The organism is Streptomyces sp. NBC_01257, from assembly GCF_035917255.1.
Lineage (GTDB): Bacteria > Actinomycetota > Actinomycetes > Streptomycetales > Streptomycetaceae > Streptomyces.
Genome location: NZ_CP108472.1, coordinates 7,001,734 through 7,021,000 on the forward strand (window position 1 = coordinate 7,001,734; position 19,267 = coordinate 7,021,000).

A 19,267-nucleotide genomic window follows, 5' to 3' on the forward strand; every position below is an offset into this window, starting at 1 on the left:
CTGTGTTCCTGACGATCAGTACCACCGGCACCCCGGAGCGTCCCGCCACCGATCTCGGCTTCCTGCTGCACAAGCATCCCGAGAAGGCGCAGACGTTCTCCACCTCGCACGGCACCGCGCATGTCTTCTATCCCGAGGCGTCCGCGGAGCGGTGCACGGCCGCGCTGCTGCTGGAGGTGGATCCGGTGGCGCTGGTGCGGCGCGGCAAGGGCAAGGGCCGGGGCGGCGCCCCCGACGCGGCGCTCGCGCAGTACGTCAACGACCGCCCCTACGCGGCGTCCTCGCTGCTGTCCGTCGCGATGACCACCGTCTTCAAGTCCGCGCTGAGCGGCGCCTGCAAGGCGATGCCCGAGCGGGCGGCGGCGCCGATGCCGCTGCGGATCGACGTGCCCGCCCTGCCGGCCCGTGGTGGTGCCGAGCTGGTGCGGGCGCTGTTCGGGCCGCTCGGCTGGTCGCGGGTGGAGGCGGTGGCCGTACCGCTGGACGAGCGGTTCCCCGAGTGGGGGGACTCCCGGTACGTACGGCTGGTGCTGGAGGGCGAGTTGCGGCTCGCGGACGCGCTGCGTCAGCTGTACGTCCTGCTGCCCGTGCTCGACGACGCCAAGCACTACTGGGTGGCGCCCGACGAGGTGGACAAGCTGCTGCGGGCCGGTGAGGGCTGGCTGGCCGCCCACCCCGAGCAGAAGCTGATCACCAGCCGGTATCTGTCCCGGCGCTGGGGACTGACCCGGCAGGCGATGCAGCGGCTGGAGCTGGTGCGGCTCGCCGAGTCCGACGACCTCGACGTCGAGAGCATCGACAACGCGGTCGACGAGACGGCTGACACCGAGGAGCGGCCGGTGCCGCTCGCGGAGCAGCGCAGGGCCGCGATCCTCGCGGCGCTGACCGCCTCCGGGGCGAGCCGGGTGCTCGACCTGGGCTGCGGTCAGGGGCAGTTGGTGCAGGCTCTGCTGAAGGACGTGCGCTTCACCGAGATCGTCGGCGTCGACGTCTCGATGCGCGCCCTGACGATTGCCTCGCGCCGGCTGAAGCTGGACCGGATGGGGGAGCGGCAGGCCTCACGGGTGACGCTTCGGCAGGGCTCGCTCACGTACACGGACAAGCAGCTCAAGGGGTACGACGCCGCGGTGCTGAGTGAGGTCGTCGAGCACCTCGACCTGCCGCGGCTGCCGGCCCTGGAGTACGCGGTGTTCGGCGCGGCCCGTCCGCGCACGGTGCTCGTGACCACGCCGAACGTCGAGTACAACGTCCGCTGGGAGACCCTCCCGGCCGGGCACTCCCGGCACGGCGACCACCGCTTCGAATGGACCCGGGCCGAATTCCGGGACTGGGCGGGCGAGGTGGCCGGCCGGCACGGGTACGGGGTGGAGTTCGTGCCCGTGGGACCGGACGACCCCGAGGTGGGACCGCCCACCCAGATGGCCGTGTTCACGATGAACGCGGCCGGTGACGACGACACGCACCACACGTCCGGTGCCCCGGGCGCATCCGGCGCATCCCGCACGTCCGACGCGCAGGCCGCGGCCGGCACGACCGAGAAGGAGGCGAAAGCCGCATGAGCACGACCAGTGACAGCACGCGTGACAGCGCCCGGAGCGGCCGCGTCCTGCCGGTGACCGACCTCTCCCTCGTCGTCCTCATCGGGGCGAGCGGCTCGGGCAAGTCCACCTTCGCCCGGAGCCACTTCAAGCCGACCGAGGTCATCTCCTCGGACTTCTGCCGCGGTCTCGTCGCCGACGACGAGAACGACCAGAGCGCCAGCCGGGACGCCTTCGACGTCCTGCACTACATCGCGGGCAAGCGCCTGGCGGCGGGACGGCTGACCGTCGTCGACGCCACCAACGTCCAGCCCGAGAGCCGCCGCCAGCTGGTGCAGCTGGCCCGGGAGCACGATGTGCTGCCCATCGCCATCGTCCTCGACCTGCCCGAAGAGGTCTGCCTCGCGCGCAACGCGGCCCGCCCGGACCGTGCCGACATGCCGCGGCACGTCGTCCAGCGCCACCGCCGCGAGCTGCGCCGCTCGCTGCGCGGCCTGGAGCGCGAGGGCTTCCGCAAGGTCCACATCCTGCGCACCGAGGAGGAGGCCGAGCACGCCGAAGTGGCCCTGGAGCGCCGCTACAACGACCTCCGCCACCTCACCGGCCCCTTCGACATCATCGGCGACATCCACGGCTGCGCCTCCGAGCTGGAGACCCTGCTCGGCAAGCTCGGCTACGTGGACGGCGCACACCCCGAAGGCCGTACCGCGGTCTTCGTGGGCGACCTCGTCGACCGCGGACCCGACAGCCCCGGCGTGCTGCGCCGCGTCATGTCCATGGTGGCGGACGGCCAGGCGCTCTGCGTGCCCGGCAACCACGAGAACAAGCTCGGCCGCTACCTCAAGGGCCGCAAGGTCCAGCACACCCACGGCCTCGCCGAGACGATCGAGCAGCTGGAGCGGGAGGACGCCAAGGACCCGGAGTTCCGGGAGCGGGTCAGGGAGTTCATCGACGGACTGGTCAGCCACTACGTGCTGGACGAGGGCAAGCTGGTCGTCTGCCACGCCGGCCTGCCCGAGAAGTACCACGGACGCACCTCCGGGCGGGTCCGCTCGCACGCGCTCTACGGCGACACGACGGGCGAGACCGACGAGTTCGGCCTGCCCGTGCGCTACCCGTGGGCGGAGGACTACCGCGGCCGCGCCACCGTCGTCTACGGCCACACGCCCGTCCCCACCACCTCCTGGATCAACAACACCATCTGCCTGGACACCGGAGCGGTGTTCGGCGGGAAGATGACCGCGCTGCGCTACCCCGAGCGCGAGCTCGTCGACGTACCGGCCGAGCAGGTCTGGTACGAGCCGGTGAAGCCGCTGTCCACCGAGGCCCCGGGCGGCCGGGAGGGCCGGCCGCTGGACCTCGCCGATGTGCAGGGCCGCCGGATCGTGGAGACCCGGCACATGGGCCGGGTCGCGGTGCGCGAGGAGAACGCGGCGGCGGCGCTGGAGGTCATGAGCCGGTTCGCCGTCGACCCCCGGCTGCTCGCCTACCTCCCGCCGACCATGGCACCGACCGCCACCTCGCAGGAGGAGGGCTACCTGGAGCACCCGGCCGAGGCGTTCGCGCAGTACCGGGCGGACGGTGTGGCCAGGGTCGTGTGCGAGGAGAAGCACATGGGCTCCCGGGCCGTGGCCCTCGTCTGCCGCGACGCGGACGTGGCGCGGGAACGCTTCGGGACCGGCGACACCGGGGAAGGCGGCCCGACGGGGGCGCTGCACACGCGCACCGGCCGGCCGTTCCTGGACGACCCCGCGCTCACCGAGGACGTGCTGGGCCGGCTGCGCGCGGCCGTCACCGCCGCCGGGCTGTGGGAGGAGTGGGACACCGACTGGGTGCTGCTCGACGCCGAGCTGATGCCCTGGTCGCTCAAGGCCGCCGGCCTGCTCCGCTCGCAGTACGCGGCGGTGGGTGCCGCGTCCGGCGCCGTCTTCCCCGCGGCCACCGGGGCGCTCGCCGCGGCGGCGGCCCGGGGCATCGACGTCGGCGCGCTCGCGGACCGGCAGCGCGGCCGGGCCGAGGACGCGGCCGCGTTCACCGAGGCCTACCGGCGCTACTGCTGGAGCACCGAGGGACTGGACGGGGTGCGCATGGCGCCGTTCCAGATCCTCGCGGTGCAGGGCCGTTCGCTCGCGTCCGTGCCCCACGACGAGCAGCTGGCCTGGCTGGACCGGCTGGTGGAGCACGACCCCACCGGTCTGCTCCAGGTCACCCGGCGCCTCGTCGTCGACCCCGCCGACGAGGAGTCGGTCCGCTCCGGCATCGACTGGTGGCTGGAGATGACCGGCCGCGGCGGCGAGGGCATGGTCGTCAAGCCGCTCGGCGCGCTCGTCAGGGACGGCAAGGACCGCCTCGTCCAGCCGGGCGTCAAGGTGCGCGGCCGGGAGTACCTGCGGATCATCTACGGCCCCGAGTACACCCGCCCGGAGAACCTGGAGCGGCTGCGCGGCCGCTTCCTCGGCCACAAGCGTTCGCTCGCCCTGCGTGAGTACGCCCTCGGTCTGGAGGCCCTGGACCGGCTGGCCGAGGGGGAGCCGCTGTGGCGGGTCCACGAGGCGGTGTTCGCGGTGCTGGCGCTGGAGTCGGAGCCGGTGGACCCGCGGCTGTAGTGACGCACCGGCGGGCGGGGACCGAGAAGGTCCCCGCCCGCCGACGGAACCGGCTGGCGATTCGCCGGGTGAACCGCGTCCCGCGCGGTGAGGATGAGGGCATGGGATTCCATGTCGACTCCGAGGCCGGGCGGCTGCGCCGCGTCATCCTGCACCGCCCCGATCTGGAACTGAAACGGCTCACTCCGAGCAACAAGGACGCACTGCTCTTCGACGACGTGCTGTGGGTGCGGCGCGCCCGCCAGGAGCACGACGGCTTCGCGGACGTGCTGCGCGACCGCGGGGTGGAGGTGCATCTCTTCGGTGACCTGCTCCAGGAGTCGCTGGAGATTCCCGTGGCCCGCCGGCTCGTCCTGGACCGGGTCTTCGCGGAGAAGGAGTACGGGCCGCTCGCCACCGAGCATCTGCGGGCCGCCTTCGAGGAACTGTCCGCCCCCGAGCTGTGCGAGGCCCTGGTCGGCGGGATGACCAAGCGGGAGTTCCTGGAGCGGTTCCGTGAACCGACCTCGGTGCGCTTCCACGTCATGGACCTGGACGACTTCCTGCTCGGTCCGCTGCCGAACCACCTCTTCACCCGTGACACCTCGGCCTGGATCTACGACGGCGTCTCCATCAACGCGATGCGCTGGCCCGCCCGGCAGCGCGAGACCGTGCACTTCGAGGCGATCTACCGGCACCATCCGCTGTTCACGGGACCCGACGCGGGAGCCTTCCACCACTGGTCGGAGGGCCAGGACGACTACCCCTCCACCATCGAGGGCGGCGACGTCCTCGTCATCGGCCGGGGCGCCGTTCTCATCGGGATGAGCGAGCGCACCACCCCGCAGGCGGTGGAGATGCTGGCGCGAGGGCTCTTCGACGCCGGGTCGGCCCGGTCGATCGTGGCGCTCGACATGCCCAAGAGCCGGGCGTTCATGCACCTGGACACCGTGATGACGATGGTCGACGGGGACACCTTCACCAAGTACGCGGGCCTGGGCATGCTGCGCTCGTACACCATCGAACCCGGCGACGGGCCGCGCGACCTCAAGGTCACCGACCATCCGCCCGAGCACATGCACCGTGCCATCGCCGAGGCACTGGGGCTGGACTCGATCCGGGTCCTGACCGCCACCCAGGACGTGCACGCGGCCGAGCGCGAGCAGTGGGACGACGGGTGCAACGTCCTCGCCGTCGAACCGGGCGTCGTCGTCGCCTACGAGCGCAACGCCACCACCAACGCGCACCTGCGCAAGGAGGGCATCGAGGTCATCGAGATCCGCGGCAGCGAACTGGGCCGCGGCCGGGGCGGCCCCCGCTGCATGAGCTGCCCGGTGGTCCGCGAACCGGTGTAGCGGGGGTGCGGGGGCGCAAGCGAACCCCGGAAGGCTCTGTATATCGATGCAATGCGTCGTATAGACTTCCAGGGTTATCGTATGCGTCCCCCCGCCCGACCCAGGAGCAGAACCATGGCCATAGACCTCGCAGGCCGCCACTTCGTCAAGGAGCTGGACCTCACGGCCGAGGAGTTCCGCGGCCTGATCGCCCTGGCCGCCGAGCTCAAGGCGGCCAAGAAGGCGGGGACCGAGGTCCAGCGGCTGCGCGGCAGGAACATCGCGCTGATCTTCGAGAAGACCTCGACCCGCACCCGCTGCGCCTTCGAGGTGGCCGCCGCCGACCAGGGCGCGTCGACCACGTACCTCGACCCCGCCGGCTCGCAGCTGGGGCACAAGGAGTCCGTGAAGGACACCGCCCGTGTCCTCGGCCGGATGTTCGACGGGATCGAGTACCGCGGTGACAGCCAGGAGGCCGTCGAGGAGCTCGCGGCCCACGCCGGCGTGCCCGTCTTCAACGGGCTGACCGACGACTGGCACCCCACCCAGATGCTCGCCGACGTCCTGACGATGGCCGAGCACAGCGGGAAGCCGCTGGACCGCATCGCCTTCGCCTACCTCGGCGACGCGCGCTTCAACACGGGCAACTCCTACCTCGTCACCGGCGCCCTGCTGGGCATGGACGTCCGGATCGTCGCGCCGAAGGCCTACTGGCCCGCCGAGTCCGTCGTCGCACAGGCCCAGAAGCTCGCCGCCGGCAGCGGGGCGACGGTCACGCTCACCGAGGACATCGCCGAGGGAGTCCGCGGAGCCGACTTCGTCGCCACCGACGTCTGGGTCTCGATGGGGGAGCCCAAGGAGATCTGGGACGAGCGCATCGCCGCGCTCGCGCCGTACGCCGTCACCATGGACGTCCTCAGGGCCAGCGGGAACGACGACGTGAAGTTCCTGCACTGCCTCCCGGCCTTCCACGACCTCGGCACCAAGGTGGCGCGCGACATCCACGCCCGGCACGGTCTGACCGAGCTGGAGGTCAGCGACGAGGTCTTCGAGTCCGGCCACTCCGTCGTCTTCGACGAGGCGGAGAACCGGATGCACACGATCAAGGCCGTGCTGGTGGCGACGATGGGGCGCTGACGCGGACATATCGCATGTTCATGCGGCCAATTGGGTGAACATGCGTACGGGGGCCTATTATGGTCGCCGTTGGTGGGGTTCGAGCTCGCACGCTCGAACCCCATTTTTCGTGTGCGCGACCGGCCCCCACGCCCTCGCCGCGCCCTCCCCCCACCTGCACCGCCAGAGATGAGAACACCGCCGTGAGCCCCCTGCGACCGCCCGGCCCGCCGCACCGCGTCAAGGATCCCCACCAGCTCATCGCCGAGTCCGGAGCCGACCTGGAGGGTCATGGGCTCAGGCGCACCATGGGGCTCTTCCAGCTGGTGTGCTTCGGGGTCGGCGCCGTCGTCGGCACCGGCATCTTCGTCGGGCTGTCCGACAGCGTCGCCGAGGCCGGGCCGGCCGTCGTGCTGTCCTTCGTCCTCGCGGCGGTCACCTGCATCTTCACCGCGTTCTCGTTCGCCGAGCTGGGCAGCGCGATCCCGGTCTCCGGCAGCTCGTACTCCTTCGCCTACGCCACCCTCGGCGAACGCGCCGCCTTCCTCGTCGGCTGGTGCCTGCTCCTGGAGTACGGCGTCTCGGTCTCCGCGGTGGCGGTGGGCTGGAGCCAGTACGTCAACGAACTGCTCGACAGCCTGTTCGGGTGGCAGCTGCCGGACGCGCTCTCGGCCGGCCCCGGCGACGGCGGCGTGATCAATCTGCCCGCCGTCGTCGTGGTGATGATGGCCGCGACGCTGCTGGTGCGCGGCATCCGGGAGAGCGCCGGTGCCACCGCCGCGATGGCCGTCCTCAAGATCACCATCCTGATCATGTTCTGCGTCATCGCCTTCACGGCCTTCGAGCACGGCAACCTCACGCCGTTCGTGGCCCACGGTGCGGGCGGCGTCACCGCGGGGGCGTCGCTGGCGTTCTTCTCGTACATCGGCTTCGACGCCATCACGACAGCGGGCGAGGAGGTCAGGAACCCGCGGCGGAACATCCCGATCGCGATCATGATCTGCATCGGCCTGGTCACCCTGCTCTACTGCGCGGTCGCCCTCGCCGCGATCGGCGCCCTCGGCCCGGACGCCGTCTCCGACAAGCCCGCCGCCCTCTCGCTGATCGTCGACCAGGTCACCGGTTCCACCGTCGGCGGCGGGATCATCGCGTTCGGCGCGATCGTCGCCATCGCCTCGGTCGTCCTCGCCGTGATGTACGGACAGACCCGCATCCTGATGTCGATGTCCCGCGACGGCCTGATCCCGCGGGTCTTCGAGCGGGTCTCGCCGCGCACCGCGACACCCGTTGCCAACACCTGGATCGTCGCCGTCGTCTTCGCCGTCCCGGCGGCCTTCTCCTCGCTCGACGTGGTGGTCAGCCTGACCACGATCGGGACGCTCGCCACGATGGTCGCGGTCAACGTCGCCGTGATCGTGCTGCGCCGCCGCAACCCCGAGGTGAAGGGCCCCTTCCGGGTCCCGCTGTACCCGCTGAGCCCGGTCCTCGGTGTCGGCTTCTGCGTCTATCTGATGTACGGGACGGGCTGGTCGACCTGGGTGCAGTTCGCGGTGTTCCTGGCCGTCGGCGCGGGGGTGTACTCCTGCTACGGGCGTCGTCGGTCGCGGCTGGCGGGCCGGTCCGGAGCCTGAGGCGGCCGCCCGGTCAGGGGGTGGGCCCGGCGGGCGACGGCAGGGTGAACCACACCGCCTTGCCGCGCTCGGTCGTGCGGTGGCCGCAGGACGAGCTGAGGGTGCGGATCAGCAGCAGCCCCCGGCCGTGCTCCTGCCACGGATCGGGCTCGCAGCCCGGCTCCGGGCGGGACAGATCGCCCGGCGGGGCCGGATCGCCGTCGTGGACCTCCACCTGGCAGCCGTTCGGCAGGAGCTCCACCACCAGCTCGACGGGCTCGTCGCCGGGGGTGTGCTCCACGGCGTTGGCCACCAGCTCCGCGGTCAGCAGCTCGGCGGTGTAGCTGTCGGCCGCAGCTTCCGTGCCGGTGTCGATGTCGGCCAGCACCGTACGGATCAGCGCGCGGGCGATCGGCACCGCGGCCGCGGAGTGCGGCAGGGCGATACGCCAGGAGGCGGGTGCGGGGACATCGGGCGGCACGGCGGCGTTTCCGTTCGAGAGGGCGTGGACGGTCCCGGGCTCAATCTTTCGTGAGCTCAAGACTTCATGGTTTCAACCATACGAAGCCCCACGACACGGGCAAGGGCCTGCCGACCGGTACGAAGGGGACGTTCGTCACTACTGTCTTCCCCGCTCCTTATCGTGTACTCGTGACGGAAGTCACGTACGAGTGATAAATTCGGGGGTCAGGCAGCAGCCCGACGGCTGAAGGGGACCACCCTCCATGAGTCCGTTTCCCAGCTCCGCGCCCCGTACGGAGAACTGGCAGCATCTGCGGGTCACGACGCGCGACGGTGTCGCCACCGTCACCCTCGCCCGCCCCGAGAAGCTCAACGCGCTGACCTTCGGCGCCTACGCCGACCTGCGTGACCTGCTGGCCGAGCTCACGCGGGAGCGCTCGGTACGGGCCCTGGTGCTGGCCGGCGAGGGACGCGGCTTCTGCTCCGGCGGAGATGTCGACGAGATCATCGGCGCCACCCTGGCGATGGACACCGCCCAGCTGCTGGACTTCAACCGGATGACGGGCCAGGTCGTACGGGCCCTGCGGGAGTGCCCGTTCCCCGTCGTCGCCGCCGTGCACGGGGTCGCCGCCGGAGCCGGTGCCGTCCTCGCCCTGGCCGCCGACTTCCGCATCGCCGACCCCTCCGCCCGGTTCGCCTTCCTCTTCACCCGCGTCGGGCTCTCCGGCGGGGACATGGGCGCGGCCTATCTGCTGCCCCGGGTCGTCGGCCTCGGCCACGCCACCCGGCTGCTGATGCTGGGCGAACCCGTCCGCGCCCCCGAGGCCGAGAGGATCGGACTCATCAGCGAACTGGCCGAGGAGGGCCGGGCCGACGAACAGGCCGCGGCGCTCGCCCGCCGCCTCGCGGACGGACCCGCGCTCGCCCTCGCCCAGACCAAGGCGCTGCTCACCGCCGAGCTCGACATGCCGCTGGCCGCCGCCGTGGAGATGGACGCCGCCACCCAGGCCCTGCTGATGCACGGCGAGGACTACGCCGAGTTCCACGCGGCGTTCACCGAGAAGCGCCCGCCGAAGTGGCAGGGCCGGTGATCCGGGTGGCGCCCCCCGACAACGAGACGCCCGCGCTCCGCCGGATCGCCGTCATCGGCGGCGGCCCCGGCGGGCTCTACGCCGCGGCACTCCTCAAACGGCTCGGCCCGGAGCGCGAGATCACCCTCTGGGAGCGCAACGCACCCGACGACACCTTCGGCTTCGGCGTCGTCCTCTCCGACGAGACCCTCGGCGGCATCGAGCACGCCGACCCGGCCGTCCACGCCGCCCTCCAACGCGAGTTCGTCCGCTGGGACGACATCGACATCGTCCACCGCGGCCACACCCAGACCTCCGGCGGTCACGGCTTCGCCGCGCTCGGCCGCCGCCGGCTCCTGGAGATCCTCCACGAACGCTGCGCCGGCCTGGGGGTGAGCCTCCGCTTCCGCGAACGGGCGCCGTCCGCCGCCGAACTCGCCGCCTCCCACGACCTGGTGATCGCCGCCGACGGGGTGCACAGCCTCACCCGCGACGCCCAGGCGGAGCACTTCGGCCCCCGCCTCACCACCCACCGCTGCCGCTACATCTGGCTCGCCGCCGACTTCGCCCTCGACGCCTTCCGCTTCGAGACCGCCGAGACCGCCTACGGCGTGATGCAACTGCACGCCTACCCGTACTCCCGCCCGTCGCCCTCCGCGCCGGACGGACCCGGCGCCTCGACCGTCATCGTCGAGATGCGCGAAGAGGTCTGGCGCGCGGCCGGATTCGACACCTGCGACCCGGCGGAGTCGACGCGGCACTGCGCCAAGATCTTCGCCGACGCCCTCGGCCACCGGCCGCTGCGCTCCCACAACTCCTCCTGGCTCACCTTCCGCACCGTCGTCAACGAACGCTGGTCGCACGGCAACACCGTCCTCATCGGCGACGCCGCCCACACCGCCCACTTCTCCATCGGCTCCGGCACCAAACTCGCCGTGGAGGACGCCCTCGCCCTCGCCGCCTGCATCGAGGAACAGCCCACCCTGCCCGCCGCCCTCGCCGCGTACGAGAACGAGCGCCGGCCCGTCGTCGAGTCGACCCAGCGCGCCGCGGCGGCCAGCCTGCGCTGGTTCGAGGAGCTGGGCACCTACGTCGACCAGCCGCCCCGCCAGTTCGCCTTCAACCTCCTCACCCGCAGCCGCCGCGTCACCCACGACAACCTGCGGCTGCGCGACGCCTCCTTCACCGCGGCCGTCGAGGACGAGTTCGGCTGCCCGCCGGGCACCCCGCCGATGTTCACCCCGCTGCGGCTGCGCGGACTGGAACTGCGCAACCGCGTCGTCGTCTCGCCCATGGACATGTACTCCGCCACCGACGGCGTCCCCGGCGACTTCCACCTCGTGCACCTCGGCGCCCGTGCGCTCGGCGGCGCCGGACTGGTCATGACGGAAATGGTCTGCGTCAGCCCCGAGGGCCGCATCACCCCCGGCTGCACCGGCCTCTACACCGCGGAACAGGCGGCCGCCTGGAGCAGGATCACCGGCTTCGTGCACACCGGATCACCCGGCACCGCGATCGGGATCCAGCTCGGCCACTCCGGCCGCAAGGGCTCCACCCGGCTCATGTGGGACGGCATCGACCAGCCGCTCGACCGCGGCAACTGGCCGCTCACCGCCGCCTCCCCGATCCCGTACGCCGAAGGCGTCAACCAGACCCCGCACGCGCTGGACCGTGCCGGGATGGACGCCGTCCGCGAGCAGTTCGCGGCCGCCGCCGCCCGCGCCGACACCTGCGGGTTCGACCTCCTCGAACTCCACTGCGCCCACGGCTACCTGCTCTCAGGATTCCTCTCCCCGCTCACCAACCACCGCACCGACGCCTACGGCGGCACCCTGGCGAACCGGCTCCGCTTCCCGCTCGAGGTCTTCGACGCGGTCCGCGAACGGTGGCCCGACGACCGGCCGATGACCGTCCGGATCTCCGCGACCGACTGGGCCGAGGGCGGCACGACCGGTGAGGACGCCGTCGAGATCGCCCGCGCCTTCGTCGCACACGGCGCCGACGCCATCGACGTCTCCACCGGCCAGGTCGTCCCCTTCGAGCGGCCCGAGTACGGGCGCTCCTACCAGACCCCGTACGCCGACCGGATCCGCAACACCCTGTGCGTGCCCGTCATCGCGGTCGGCGCCATCTCCTCCTGGGACGACGTCAACTCACTGCTGCTCGCGGGCCGCGCCGACCTCTGCGCCCTGGCCCGCCCCCATCTCCACGACCCGCACTGGACGCTCCACGCGGCGGCCGCACAGGACTACACGGGACCGGGCGCGCCCTGGCCGCTCCCGTACCGCGCGGGCAGCCGCCCCCCGCCGACGGGCCGCACGGACGCACCGAAGCCCCGGCTCACCCTGGGCTGAGCGGCAGGCACTCGTGACACAGGCAGGGATCGGGGTGCGGGGCGGCGTGGTGGTTGTGGCGCGCGAGCCGCGCGGTGCGCTCCAGCCGCTCCGCCAGCTCCGCCGCCTCCTCACGCGTCCGCGGCGGCAGCCCGGCACACCGCCGGAGCACGGCCGGTGCGTACACCAACTGCGCCCGAAAGGTGTGCAGATGCCGGGTCCCGGTGTCGATGGTGATCCAGCGCCCGGTGTGCCGGCCATGACCCACCGCGGTCAGCTGTTCGTTCCCCATCCCGGGGTAGGTGTCCATGACGTAGACCTTCGCCCCGCCCCGGAACGCCTTCGTGCCCGGCCGGAACTCCTGCCCCAGATCCCCGTACCGCCGCCACCGCACCACGTTCGCCGCGACCAGCCACGCCGGTTCGGGCGGTTCATCCATCGCTCGCCTCCTCGGCCCTGACCAGCAGCCGGTCCGCGACCGGGCGGTAACCGATGCGCGTGTACACGCCGTTGCTCGTCGGGTTGGCGAGGTCGGTGAAGAGCAGCACCTCCTGCGCACCCGCCTCCCTGGCCGCGCGGCTGACCTCGGCGGTCACCGCCGCCGCGTAGCCGCGGCCGCGGTGCTCCGGCGGGGTGTAGACGGGGGCGACGCGCGCGGTGCCCGCGAGCCGCGGCGAGATGCCCGCCATCGACACGGGGACACCGTCGTTCTCCCAGAGCGTCAGCCGGCCCTCCGCCGTGCGCTCGTCGACCGCCCGTGCCTGACGTGCGCCGCGCGCACCCGGCCCCCCGATCTCGACCGCGAACGCGGCGAACCAGCCCAGCAGCAGCTCCCGGTCCGCGGGGGTCGCGGCCCTCGCCCGGCCCGCCGGGGCGGGGGACGGCGGGATCAGCTCGCCCAGCCGGTACAGCCGCTGCTCCTCGTCGACCCGGTGCCCCGGCCAGTGGGCCGCCACCGCCCGGGCCGTGGCCCGGTCCGCGTTGACGCCCGTGAGCCGGCGGGCGGCCATCAACGGGCCCACCGCCTCCGGGGCGAGCGCGTTCAGCGTCGCGGGATAGGGCGGTGTGTGCAACAGGGTGCCCGCGACCTCGCCGTCGGCACCGCGCCACCAGCCCATCACCGGGGGATGGTCACCGTAGGCGTGCGGACCGTGCCGGCGCAGGGAGGCGGTGACGGTCAGCACGAGCGTGCTCTCGGCGGGGCTGGCGGCGAGCGAGGGGCCGGCCGCTTCGAGGAAGAGCTCGACGTCGTCCGTGAAGGTCCAGGTCATGCATCCGCATTCTGCCGGGAGCCGTGCTGCCGGGGCAGCTGGTTTACTGCCCGACGAACTCCGCCCCCGCGTCCCGCAACCGCTGGTGCAGCAGCCCGAACACCTCCGCCGACCTGCCGCCCGGCCACTTCTCCGGCAGCAGCTCCCGCGGCAGCCCCGGGTCCGCGTACGGCACCCGCCGCCAGGAGTCCAGCGCCGACAGGTAGTCGCGGTACGCCGCCTCCGGTTCCGGCGCCTCGTCGGGGCGGGACTCCCAGGACCGCAGTACCGGTTCGTGCCGCTCCAGGAAGTCGTCGTGCAGCCGGGCCACGGCCTCCAGGTCCCACCAGCGGGCCACAGATTCCCCGGTGGCCGCGAAGCCCAGGTGGTCGCCGCGGAACAGCTCCACGTACGGGGCGAGTTCCAGCCGCTCCAGGGTGTGCCTGGTCTCGTCGTACAGCCCGGCCGGTGCGATCCAGACACCGGGCGCCGCAGTGCCGAATCCCAGCCGGGACAGCCGTGAGCGCAGCAGGTGCCGCTTGTGGCGTTCGGCCTCCGGCACGGAGAACACGGCGAGCACCCAGCCGTCCTCGATGCGCGGGTCCGGATGCCGGTAGATCCGCCGGTCCCCGTCGTCGAGCAGCTGCCGGGCATCGGCCGACAGGGCGTATCCGGCCGCCCCGCCCGCCGTACGCGCCGCGACGAGCAGCCCGCGCCGCTTCAGCCGCGACACGGACGACCGCACGGCCGGCGCCTCGACGCCGACGGCGCCCAGCAGCCGGATGAGCTCCGCCACCGGCATCGGGGCGTCGCCCCGGGTGCGGCCGTACGCACCGTAGAGGGTGACGATCAGCGAGCGGGGAGTGTGCGGTTCGACCATGTGATCATTCTCGGTCCGGTGTGCCCGCTCCCGCACCGTGTTCGTCCTCGCGGAGCCGGAACCGTTGCAGTTTTCCGGTGGCGGTACGGGGGAGCGTGGGCAGGAACGTGATGAGGCGGGGGCATTTGTGCGGGGCCAGTTCGGCGCGCATGAAGCCGCGCAGGGCTTCGGCCGTCAGGGTGGAGCCCTCGCGCCGCACCACGTACGCCGCCACGATCCGGCCGCGCAGCTCGTCCGCCCGGCCCACCACGGCGGCCTCCGCCACCTCGGGGTGGCGCAGCAGGGCGTCCTCGACCTCGGGGCCCGCGATGTTGTACCCGGACGAGATGATCATGTCGTCGGCGCGGGCCACGTAGCGGAAGTAGCCGTCCGCGTCGCGCACATAGGTGTCGCCGGTGAGGTTCCAGCCGTGCCGTACGTACTCCCGCTGCCGCCCGTCGGCGAGATAGCGGCAGCCGACCGGTCCGCGCACGGCCAGCAGCCCCGGCTCGCCGTCCGGCACCGGGGCGCCCTCCCCGTCCACCACCCGGGCCTGCCAGCCGGGGACCGGGAGCCCGGTGGTGCCGGGGCGGATCGCCTCGTCCGCGGCGGAGACGAAGATGTGCAGCAGCTCGGTGGCTCCGATGCCGTTGATGATCCGCAGGCCGGTCCGCTCGTACCAGGACCGCCAGGTCGCGACGGGCAGGTTCTCACCCGCCGACACGCAGCGGCGCAGTGCGGAGAGATCGTGCCCTTCGAGCTGGTCGAGCATCACCCGGTAGGCGGTCGGCGCGGTGAACAGCACCGAGACCCGGTGGGCCGCCAGGGCGGGCAGCAGCTGCTTGGGGCCCGCCTGTTCCAGCAGCAGGGCCGAGGCGCCGGCCCGCAGCGGGAACACCACCAGGCCCCCCAGCCCGAAGGTGAAGCCGAGCGGCGGGCTGCCCGCGAACACGTCGTCGGGTACCGGCCGCAGCACGTGCCGCGAGAAGGTGTCGGCGATGGCCAGTACGTCGCGGTGCAGATGCATGCAGCCCTTGGGGCGTCCGGTGGTCCCCGAGGTGAAGGCGATCAGCGCGACATCGTCCGCCGCGGTGTCCACCGCGCGGTAGCGGCCGGGCCGGCCGGCCGCCAGCCGCAGCAGGTCGTCCGGTGCGTCACCGCCGTACGCCGTGGTCCGCAGCCCCGGCACCTCGGCCTTGACCAGGTCGTCGACCGACCGGACGTCGCACAGCGCGTGACTGATCCGGGCGATCGAGCAGATCGTGGCGAGTTCGGAGGCCCGCTGCTGGGCCAGTACGGTGACGGCGATCGCGCCGGCCTTCAGCACCGCCAGCCAGCAGGCCGCGAGGGTGGGCGTCGTGGGCCCGCGCAGCAGCACCCGGTTGCCCGGCACGACCCCCAGGTCCGTGGTGAGGACGTGGGCGATGCGGTCGCTCAGCTCCCGCAGCTCCCCGTAACTCAGCACCCCGCCGTCGGGCGTACGGAAGGCGGCCCGGTCCGGTCCGAAGCGCTCGGCCGTACGGTCCAGGAGCTCGGCGGCGCAGTTCAGCCGGTCCGGATAGTGCAGCTCGGGCAGGTCGAAGACCAGTTCCGGCCACTGGTCCGCGGGTGGCAGATGTTCCCTGGCAAAGCTGTCGATGTGCGCTGAGGTATTCGGGTCCATGAAGGATCGCCCCCTTGTCGCCCTTGGAGCGTATCGTTTGGGTGACGGTAGTCAACGGTCCGCGATAAAAGGAACGAGCACCGAGCGGGACGGCACACGCACGGTTTCCGACGGGACTTCGACCAGAGAGGCGCCGGTATGACGGCATTCTCACTCGATCCGGCACAGACCGCCTGGTGCGAGGAGCTGCGCACGCTGGCCGCCGAGCGGCTGCGCCCGCTCGCCGGCAAGGGCGAGCCCGGGCACGTCAACCGCCCGCTGGTCGCCGCGCTCGGCGAGCTCGGCCTGCTGGACCGGATGCTGGGCTCCGGCGCGCTCGACCTCTGCCTGCTGCGCGAGTCGCTCGCCCGCGGCTGCACGGAGGCGGAGACCGCGCTCGCGCTCCAGGGCCTCGGGACGTATCCCGTGGTGCAGGCGGGCACCCCCGCCCACCGCGAGCGCTGGCTCCCCGAGGTCCGCGCGGGCCGCGCCGTCGCCGCGTTCGCGCTGAGCGAGCCGGGGGCGGGGTCCGACGCGGCGGCCCTCGCCCTGGAAGCCGTCCACGCGCCCGGCGGCTGGCGGCTGAGCGGCGGGAAGTGCTGGATCTCCAACGCCCCGGAGGCCGACTTCTACACCGTCTTCGCCCGGACGACACAGGGCGCCGGAGCCCGCGGCGTCACCGCGTTCCTGGTCCCCGCCGACCGCCCCGGGCTGACCGGCACCGCCCTGGACATGCTCTCCCCGCACCCGATCGGCGCCCTCGACTTCGACGGCGTCCCGGTCACCCCCGACGACGTGCTGGGCGAACCGGACCGTGGCTTCCGGGTCGCCATGAACACCCTCAACCTGTTCCGGCCCAGCGTCGGCGCCTTCGCCGTCGGCATGGCCCGCGCGGCCCTCGATGCCACCGTGGCGCACACCGCCACCCGCACCGCGTTCGGCGGGCCGCTCGCGGAGCTGCAGGCCGTCTCCCACCAGGTCGCGGAGATGGCGACGCGCACGGAGGCCGCCCGGCTCCTGGTGTACGCGGCCGCCGCCGCGTACGACGCGGGGGAGCCCGGCGTCCCGCGGCGGGCGGCCATGGCCAAGCTGTACGCCACCGAGACCGCGCAGTACGTCGTGGACACCGCCGTCCAGCTGCACGGCGCCCGCGCCCTGCGCCGCGGCCACCTCCTCGAACACCTCTACCGCGAGGTCCGCGCCCCACGGATCTACGAGGGCGCCAGCGAGGTCCAGCGCACCATCATCGCCAAGGAGCTGTACGCGAACCGGGAGCCGTCCGCATGAGCCCGATCCACCGGATCAACCCCGCCGAACTCTCACCGCCCGCGGGCTTCTCGCACGCGGTGACCGTCACCGGGGGCCATCTGGTCTTCCTGGCCGGACAGACCGCGCTCGACGGGCGCGGCGACGTCGTCGGGAGCACGCTTCCCGAGCAGTTCGCGACAGCCCTGGGCAATCTGCTCACCGCCCTGCGCGCGGCGGGCGGTTCCCCGCAGGACCTGGCCCGGGTCACGGTCTACGCCACCGACGTCGCCGACTACCGGGCCAACGTCGCCGAACTGGGCCGGATCTGGCGGCAGCTGGCGGGCCGCGACTACCCGGCGATGGCCGTCATCGGGGTGGTGCGCCTCTGGGACGAACAGGCGCTCGTCGAGATCGACGGAGTGGCGGTCCTGCCCTGAGCGTGCCGCGCGGCCCGGACCGCGCGGCACGCCCGGCGGATCAGTAGGGCTTCACCAGCACGTGCGCCGCACCCGGGATGCCGACCTTCAGCAGCTCGTCCTCCTCGGGCGTCGTCTCGCCGCCCGTCTCCTGCTTGAGCACGGCACGCGACATCGCCTGCACCCACATGGCGCGGGGCCGGCGCCGCTCCTCCCAGAGGCCGAGGGCGGCCGGGACGTCCGCACCGGCGTCCAGGGACTCGGCGAGCACCAGCGCGTCCTCCACCGCCATCGCCGCGCCCTGCGCGATGTGCGGGGTGCACGCGTGCGCGGCGTCACCGGCCAGCACCACCCGGCCGACGTGCCACGGCTCCTCGACGGTCACCTGCGAGATCCGCGAGTACACCACCGCGTCCGGGCCGGTGACCGTGGCGAGCGCCTCGGCGACCGGTCCCGAGAACATCGGCAGCCGCTCCTTGAGCTGCTCGTGGGCCTTCTCGGGGTCGGGCCTGAAGTCCTCGGACTCGGCGAACACCGCCCCCAGGTACATCAGTTCGTCCGTGATCGGGGTCAGCAGCGCCTTGGCGGCCTGGCCCGCGGTACTCATCACGACCCCCTTGACCTGCTCCTGACGGGGCACGGTGACCCGCCAGTTGGCGAAGCCGGTGTACTCGGGGGCGTAGCGGTCGCCGTACAGCCGGGTGCGCAGCGGCGAGCCGATGCCGTCGAAGCCGACGACGAGGTCCCAGCGGCCGGCCGAGCCGTCGGACAGGGTGACGTCCACGCCCGCGCCGTCGTCCTTGAGCTCGGTGATGGTCGAGCCGAAGCGGATCGTCGCACCGGCCGCCGTGGCCGCGGCGCCGAGCACCTGCGCGAGTGCGGGGCGCGGGATGCCGTTGTTGGAGGGCGCGTCGCCCATCCGGGGCTGCGGTATGGCCGCCAGGGTGTTGCCGGCCGGGTCCGCGATGGTCAGGACCTCCCACTCGAAGCCCGCGTCGAGGCAGTCGTCGAGCACCCCGATCTCACGCATGACGTGCAGGGCGTTGGACGGCTGGATGATGCCGACGCCCAGGGCGTCCAGCTCGTCGCGGAGTTCGGCGACCTCGACGGTGTGGCCGCGCCGGGCCAGGGCGGTGGCGAGCGTCAGCCCGCCGATACCGCCGCCGTGGATCAGGACGCGCAGGGATGTTGCCATGTCGGAACTCTCCAGAACGGGAAAAGTCGGGGGAAGGGTCAGCCGGCCGCGACGGGCAGGCTCATCAGGTGGTCCACCAGGGCCAGCAGCACGTCACGGCCGAACGGCCGCTCCCGTACGTCGCCGACCAGCAGGGGGACGTGCGGGTCGAGGTCGAGAGCGGCCCTGATCTCGTCCGCGGTGCGGGTGTTGTGGCCGTGGAAGCAGTTGATCGCCACGACGAACGGGATGTCCCGGCTCTCGAAGAAGTCGATCGAGGCGAAGCTGGTCTCCAGCCGCCGGGTGTCGGCGATCACGACGCCGCCGAGGGCCCCGTTGACCAGGTCGTTCCACATGAACCAGAAGCGCTCCTGGCCCGGGGTGCCGAACAGGTAGACGACGAGCTCCGGACTGACCGTGATCCGGCCGAAGTCCAGGGCCACGGTGGTCGTGTCCTTCTGCCCGACGCCGGCCAGGTCGTCGACACCGATGCTGGCCCTGGTCAGGAACTCCTCGGTGCGCAGGGGCGCGACCTCGCTCACGGCGCCCACGAGGGTGGTCTTGCCGACGCCGAAGCCGCCGGCGATCAATATCTTTACGGCGGCGGGGGCCGCCTGACTGATGGTCATC

The 19,267-nt window shown here is 72.6% G+C and carries 16 protein-coding genes; 9 read left to right on the plus strand and 7 right to left on the minus strand.

The window, feature by feature from the left end; translation table 11 throughout:
* Nucleotides 1-2 precede the first annotated feature (2 nt).
* The 5 genes from OG408_RS30590 to OG408_RS30610 all read left to right on the plus strand — a co-directional run bounded on the left by OG408_RS30590 (nt 3) and on the right by OG408_RS30610 (nt 8,204).
* On the plus strand, nt 3-1,559 hold the full coding sequence (locus OG408_RS30590; protein ID WP_266783961.1) for a 3' terminal RNA ribose 2'-O-methyltransferase Hen1: 1,557 nt from the start codon (nt 3-5) through the stop codon (nt 1,557-1,559).
* The gene (locus OG408_RS30595; RefSeq protein ID WP_326673089.1) at nt 1,556-4,144 is read left to right on the plus strand and encodes a polynucleotide kinase-phosphatase; all 2,589 of its coding nucleotides are present in this window, start codon (nt 1,556-1,558) and stop codon (nt 4,142-4,144) included. The genes OG408_RS30590 and OG408_RS30595 overlap by 4 nt, the downstream gene beginning before the upstream one ends.
* Before the next feature lie 101 nt (nt 4,145-4,245).
* Nucleotides 4,246-5,478: an arginine deiminase gene (locus tag OG408_RS30600; RefSeq protein WP_266783965.1), complete on the plus strand. Its 1,233-nt coding sequence runs from the start codon at nt 4,246-4,248 to the stop codon at nt 5,476-5,478.
* 114 nt (nt 5,479-5,592) lie between these two features.
* A complete protein-coding gene (gene argF, locus OG408_RS30605) occupies nt 5,593-6,594 on the plus strand; it encodes an ornithine carbamoyltransferase (protein ID WP_266783967.1) in 1,002 nt (333 codons plus the stop codon).
* 182 nt (nt 6,595-6,776) lie between these two features.
* On the plus strand, nt 6,777-8,204 hold the full coding sequence (locus OG408_RS30610) for an amino acid permease (protein ID WP_266783969.1): 1,428 nt from the start codon (nt 6,777-6,779) through the stop codon (nt 8,202-8,204).
* Between the two features lie 13 nt (nt 8,205-8,217).
* Here OG408_RS30610 and OG408_RS30615 read toward each other — a convergent pair whose 3' ends face one another.
* Nucleotides 8,218-8,664, minus strand: coding sequence for an ATP-binding protein (locus OG408_RS30615; RefSeq protein WP_266786504.1), 447 nt, complete (start codon nt 8,662-8,664; stop codon nt 8,218-8,220).
* A gap of 244 nt (nt 8,665-8,908) precedes the next feature.
* Between OG408_RS30615 and OG408_RS30620 the strand changes: the two genes are divergently transcribed.
* Both OG408_RS30620 and OG408_RS30625 read left to right on the plus strand, forming a co-directional pair.
* Entirely contained in the window at nt 8,909-9,736 is an 828-nt protein-coding gene (locus OG408_RS30620) for an enoyl-CoA hydratase family protein (RefSeq protein ID WP_266783971.1), read from the plus strand.
* Nucleotides 9,721-12,069, plus strand: a complete 2,349-nt coding sequence (locus OG408_RS30625; RefSeq protein ID WP_405405874.1) for a bifunctional salicylyl-CoA 5-hydroxylase/oxidoreductase — start codon at nt 9,721-9,723, stop codon at nt 12,067-12,069. The genes OG408_RS30620 and OG408_RS30625 overlap by 16 nt, the downstream gene beginning before the upstream one ends.
* On the opposite strand, the gene OG408_RS30630 is transcribed toward OG408_RS30625, so the two are convergent.
* Genes OG408_RS30630 through OG408_RS30645 form a run of 4 tightly spaced genes read right to left on the minus strand, consistent with a single transcriptional unit; the run spans nt 12,056 to nt 15,820 of the window.
* Nucleotides 12,056-12,487, minus strand: a complete 432-nt coding sequence (locus OG408_RS30630; RefSeq protein WP_326673093.1) for a hypothetical protein — start codon at nt 12,485-12,487, stop codon at nt 12,056-12,058. The two genes, OG408_RS30625 and OG408_RS30630, sit on opposite strands and share 14 nt — an antisense overlap.
* Nucleotides 12,480-13,319 (minus strand): GNAT family N-acetyltransferase, encoded by an 840-nt coding sequence (locus OG408_RS30635; protein ID WP_326673096.1) that lies wholly within the window; start codon nt 13,317-13,319, stop codon nt 12,480-12,482. The genes OG408_RS30630 and OG408_RS30635 overlap by 8 nt, the downstream gene beginning before the upstream one ends.
* A gap of 43 nt (nt 13,320-13,362) precedes the next feature.
* Complete coding sequence (locus OG408_RS30640; protein ID WP_326673098.1) at nt 13,363-14,178, minus strand: PaaX family transcriptional regulator; 816 nt, start codon at nt 14,176-14,178, stop codon at nt 13,363-13,365.
* Nucleotides 14,179-14,182: 4 nt separating this feature from the next.
* A complete protein-coding gene (locus OG408_RS30645; protein WP_266783979.1) occupies nt 14,183-15,820 on the minus strand; it encodes an AMP-binding protein in 1,638 nt (545 codons plus the stop codon).
* 138 nt (nt 15,821-15,958) lie between these two features.
* Between OG408_RS30645 and OG408_RS30650 the strand changes: the two genes are divergently transcribed.
* Together OG408_RS30650 and OG408_RS30655 are read left to right on the plus strand one after the other, a co-directional pair.
* Complete coding sequence (locus tag OG408_RS30650; RefSeq protein ID WP_266783981.1) at nt 15,959-17,086, plus strand: acyl-CoA dehydrogenase family protein; 1,128 nt, start codon at nt 15,959-15,961, stop codon at nt 17,084-17,086.
* Entirely contained in the window at nt 17,083-17,484 is a 402-nt protein-coding gene (locus tag OG408_RS30655; protein WP_266783983.1) for a RidA family protein, read from the plus strand. The genes OG408_RS30650 and OG408_RS30655 overlap by 4 nt, the downstream gene beginning before the upstream one ends.
* Before the next feature lie 40 nt (nt 17,485-17,524).
* Here the strand turns inward: OG408_RS30655 and OG408_RS30660 are convergent, their stop codons facing one another.
* Both OG408_RS30660 and OG408_RS30665 read right to left on the minus strand, forming a co-directional pair.
* Nucleotides 17,525-18,658: an FAD-dependent monooxygenase gene (locus tag OG408_RS30660; RefSeq protein WP_266783985.1), complete on the minus strand. Its 1,134-nt coding sequence runs from the start codon at nt 18,656-18,658 to the stop codon at nt 17,525-17,527.
* A 38-nt stretch (nt 18,659-18,696) separates the two neighbouring features.
* Nucleotides 18,697-19,266, minus strand: coding sequence for a GTP-binding protein (locus OG408_RS30665; protein WP_266783987.1), 570 nt, complete (start codon nt 19,264-19,266; stop codon nt 18,697-18,699).
* Between the last annotated feature and the right edge of the window lies 1 nt (nt 19,267).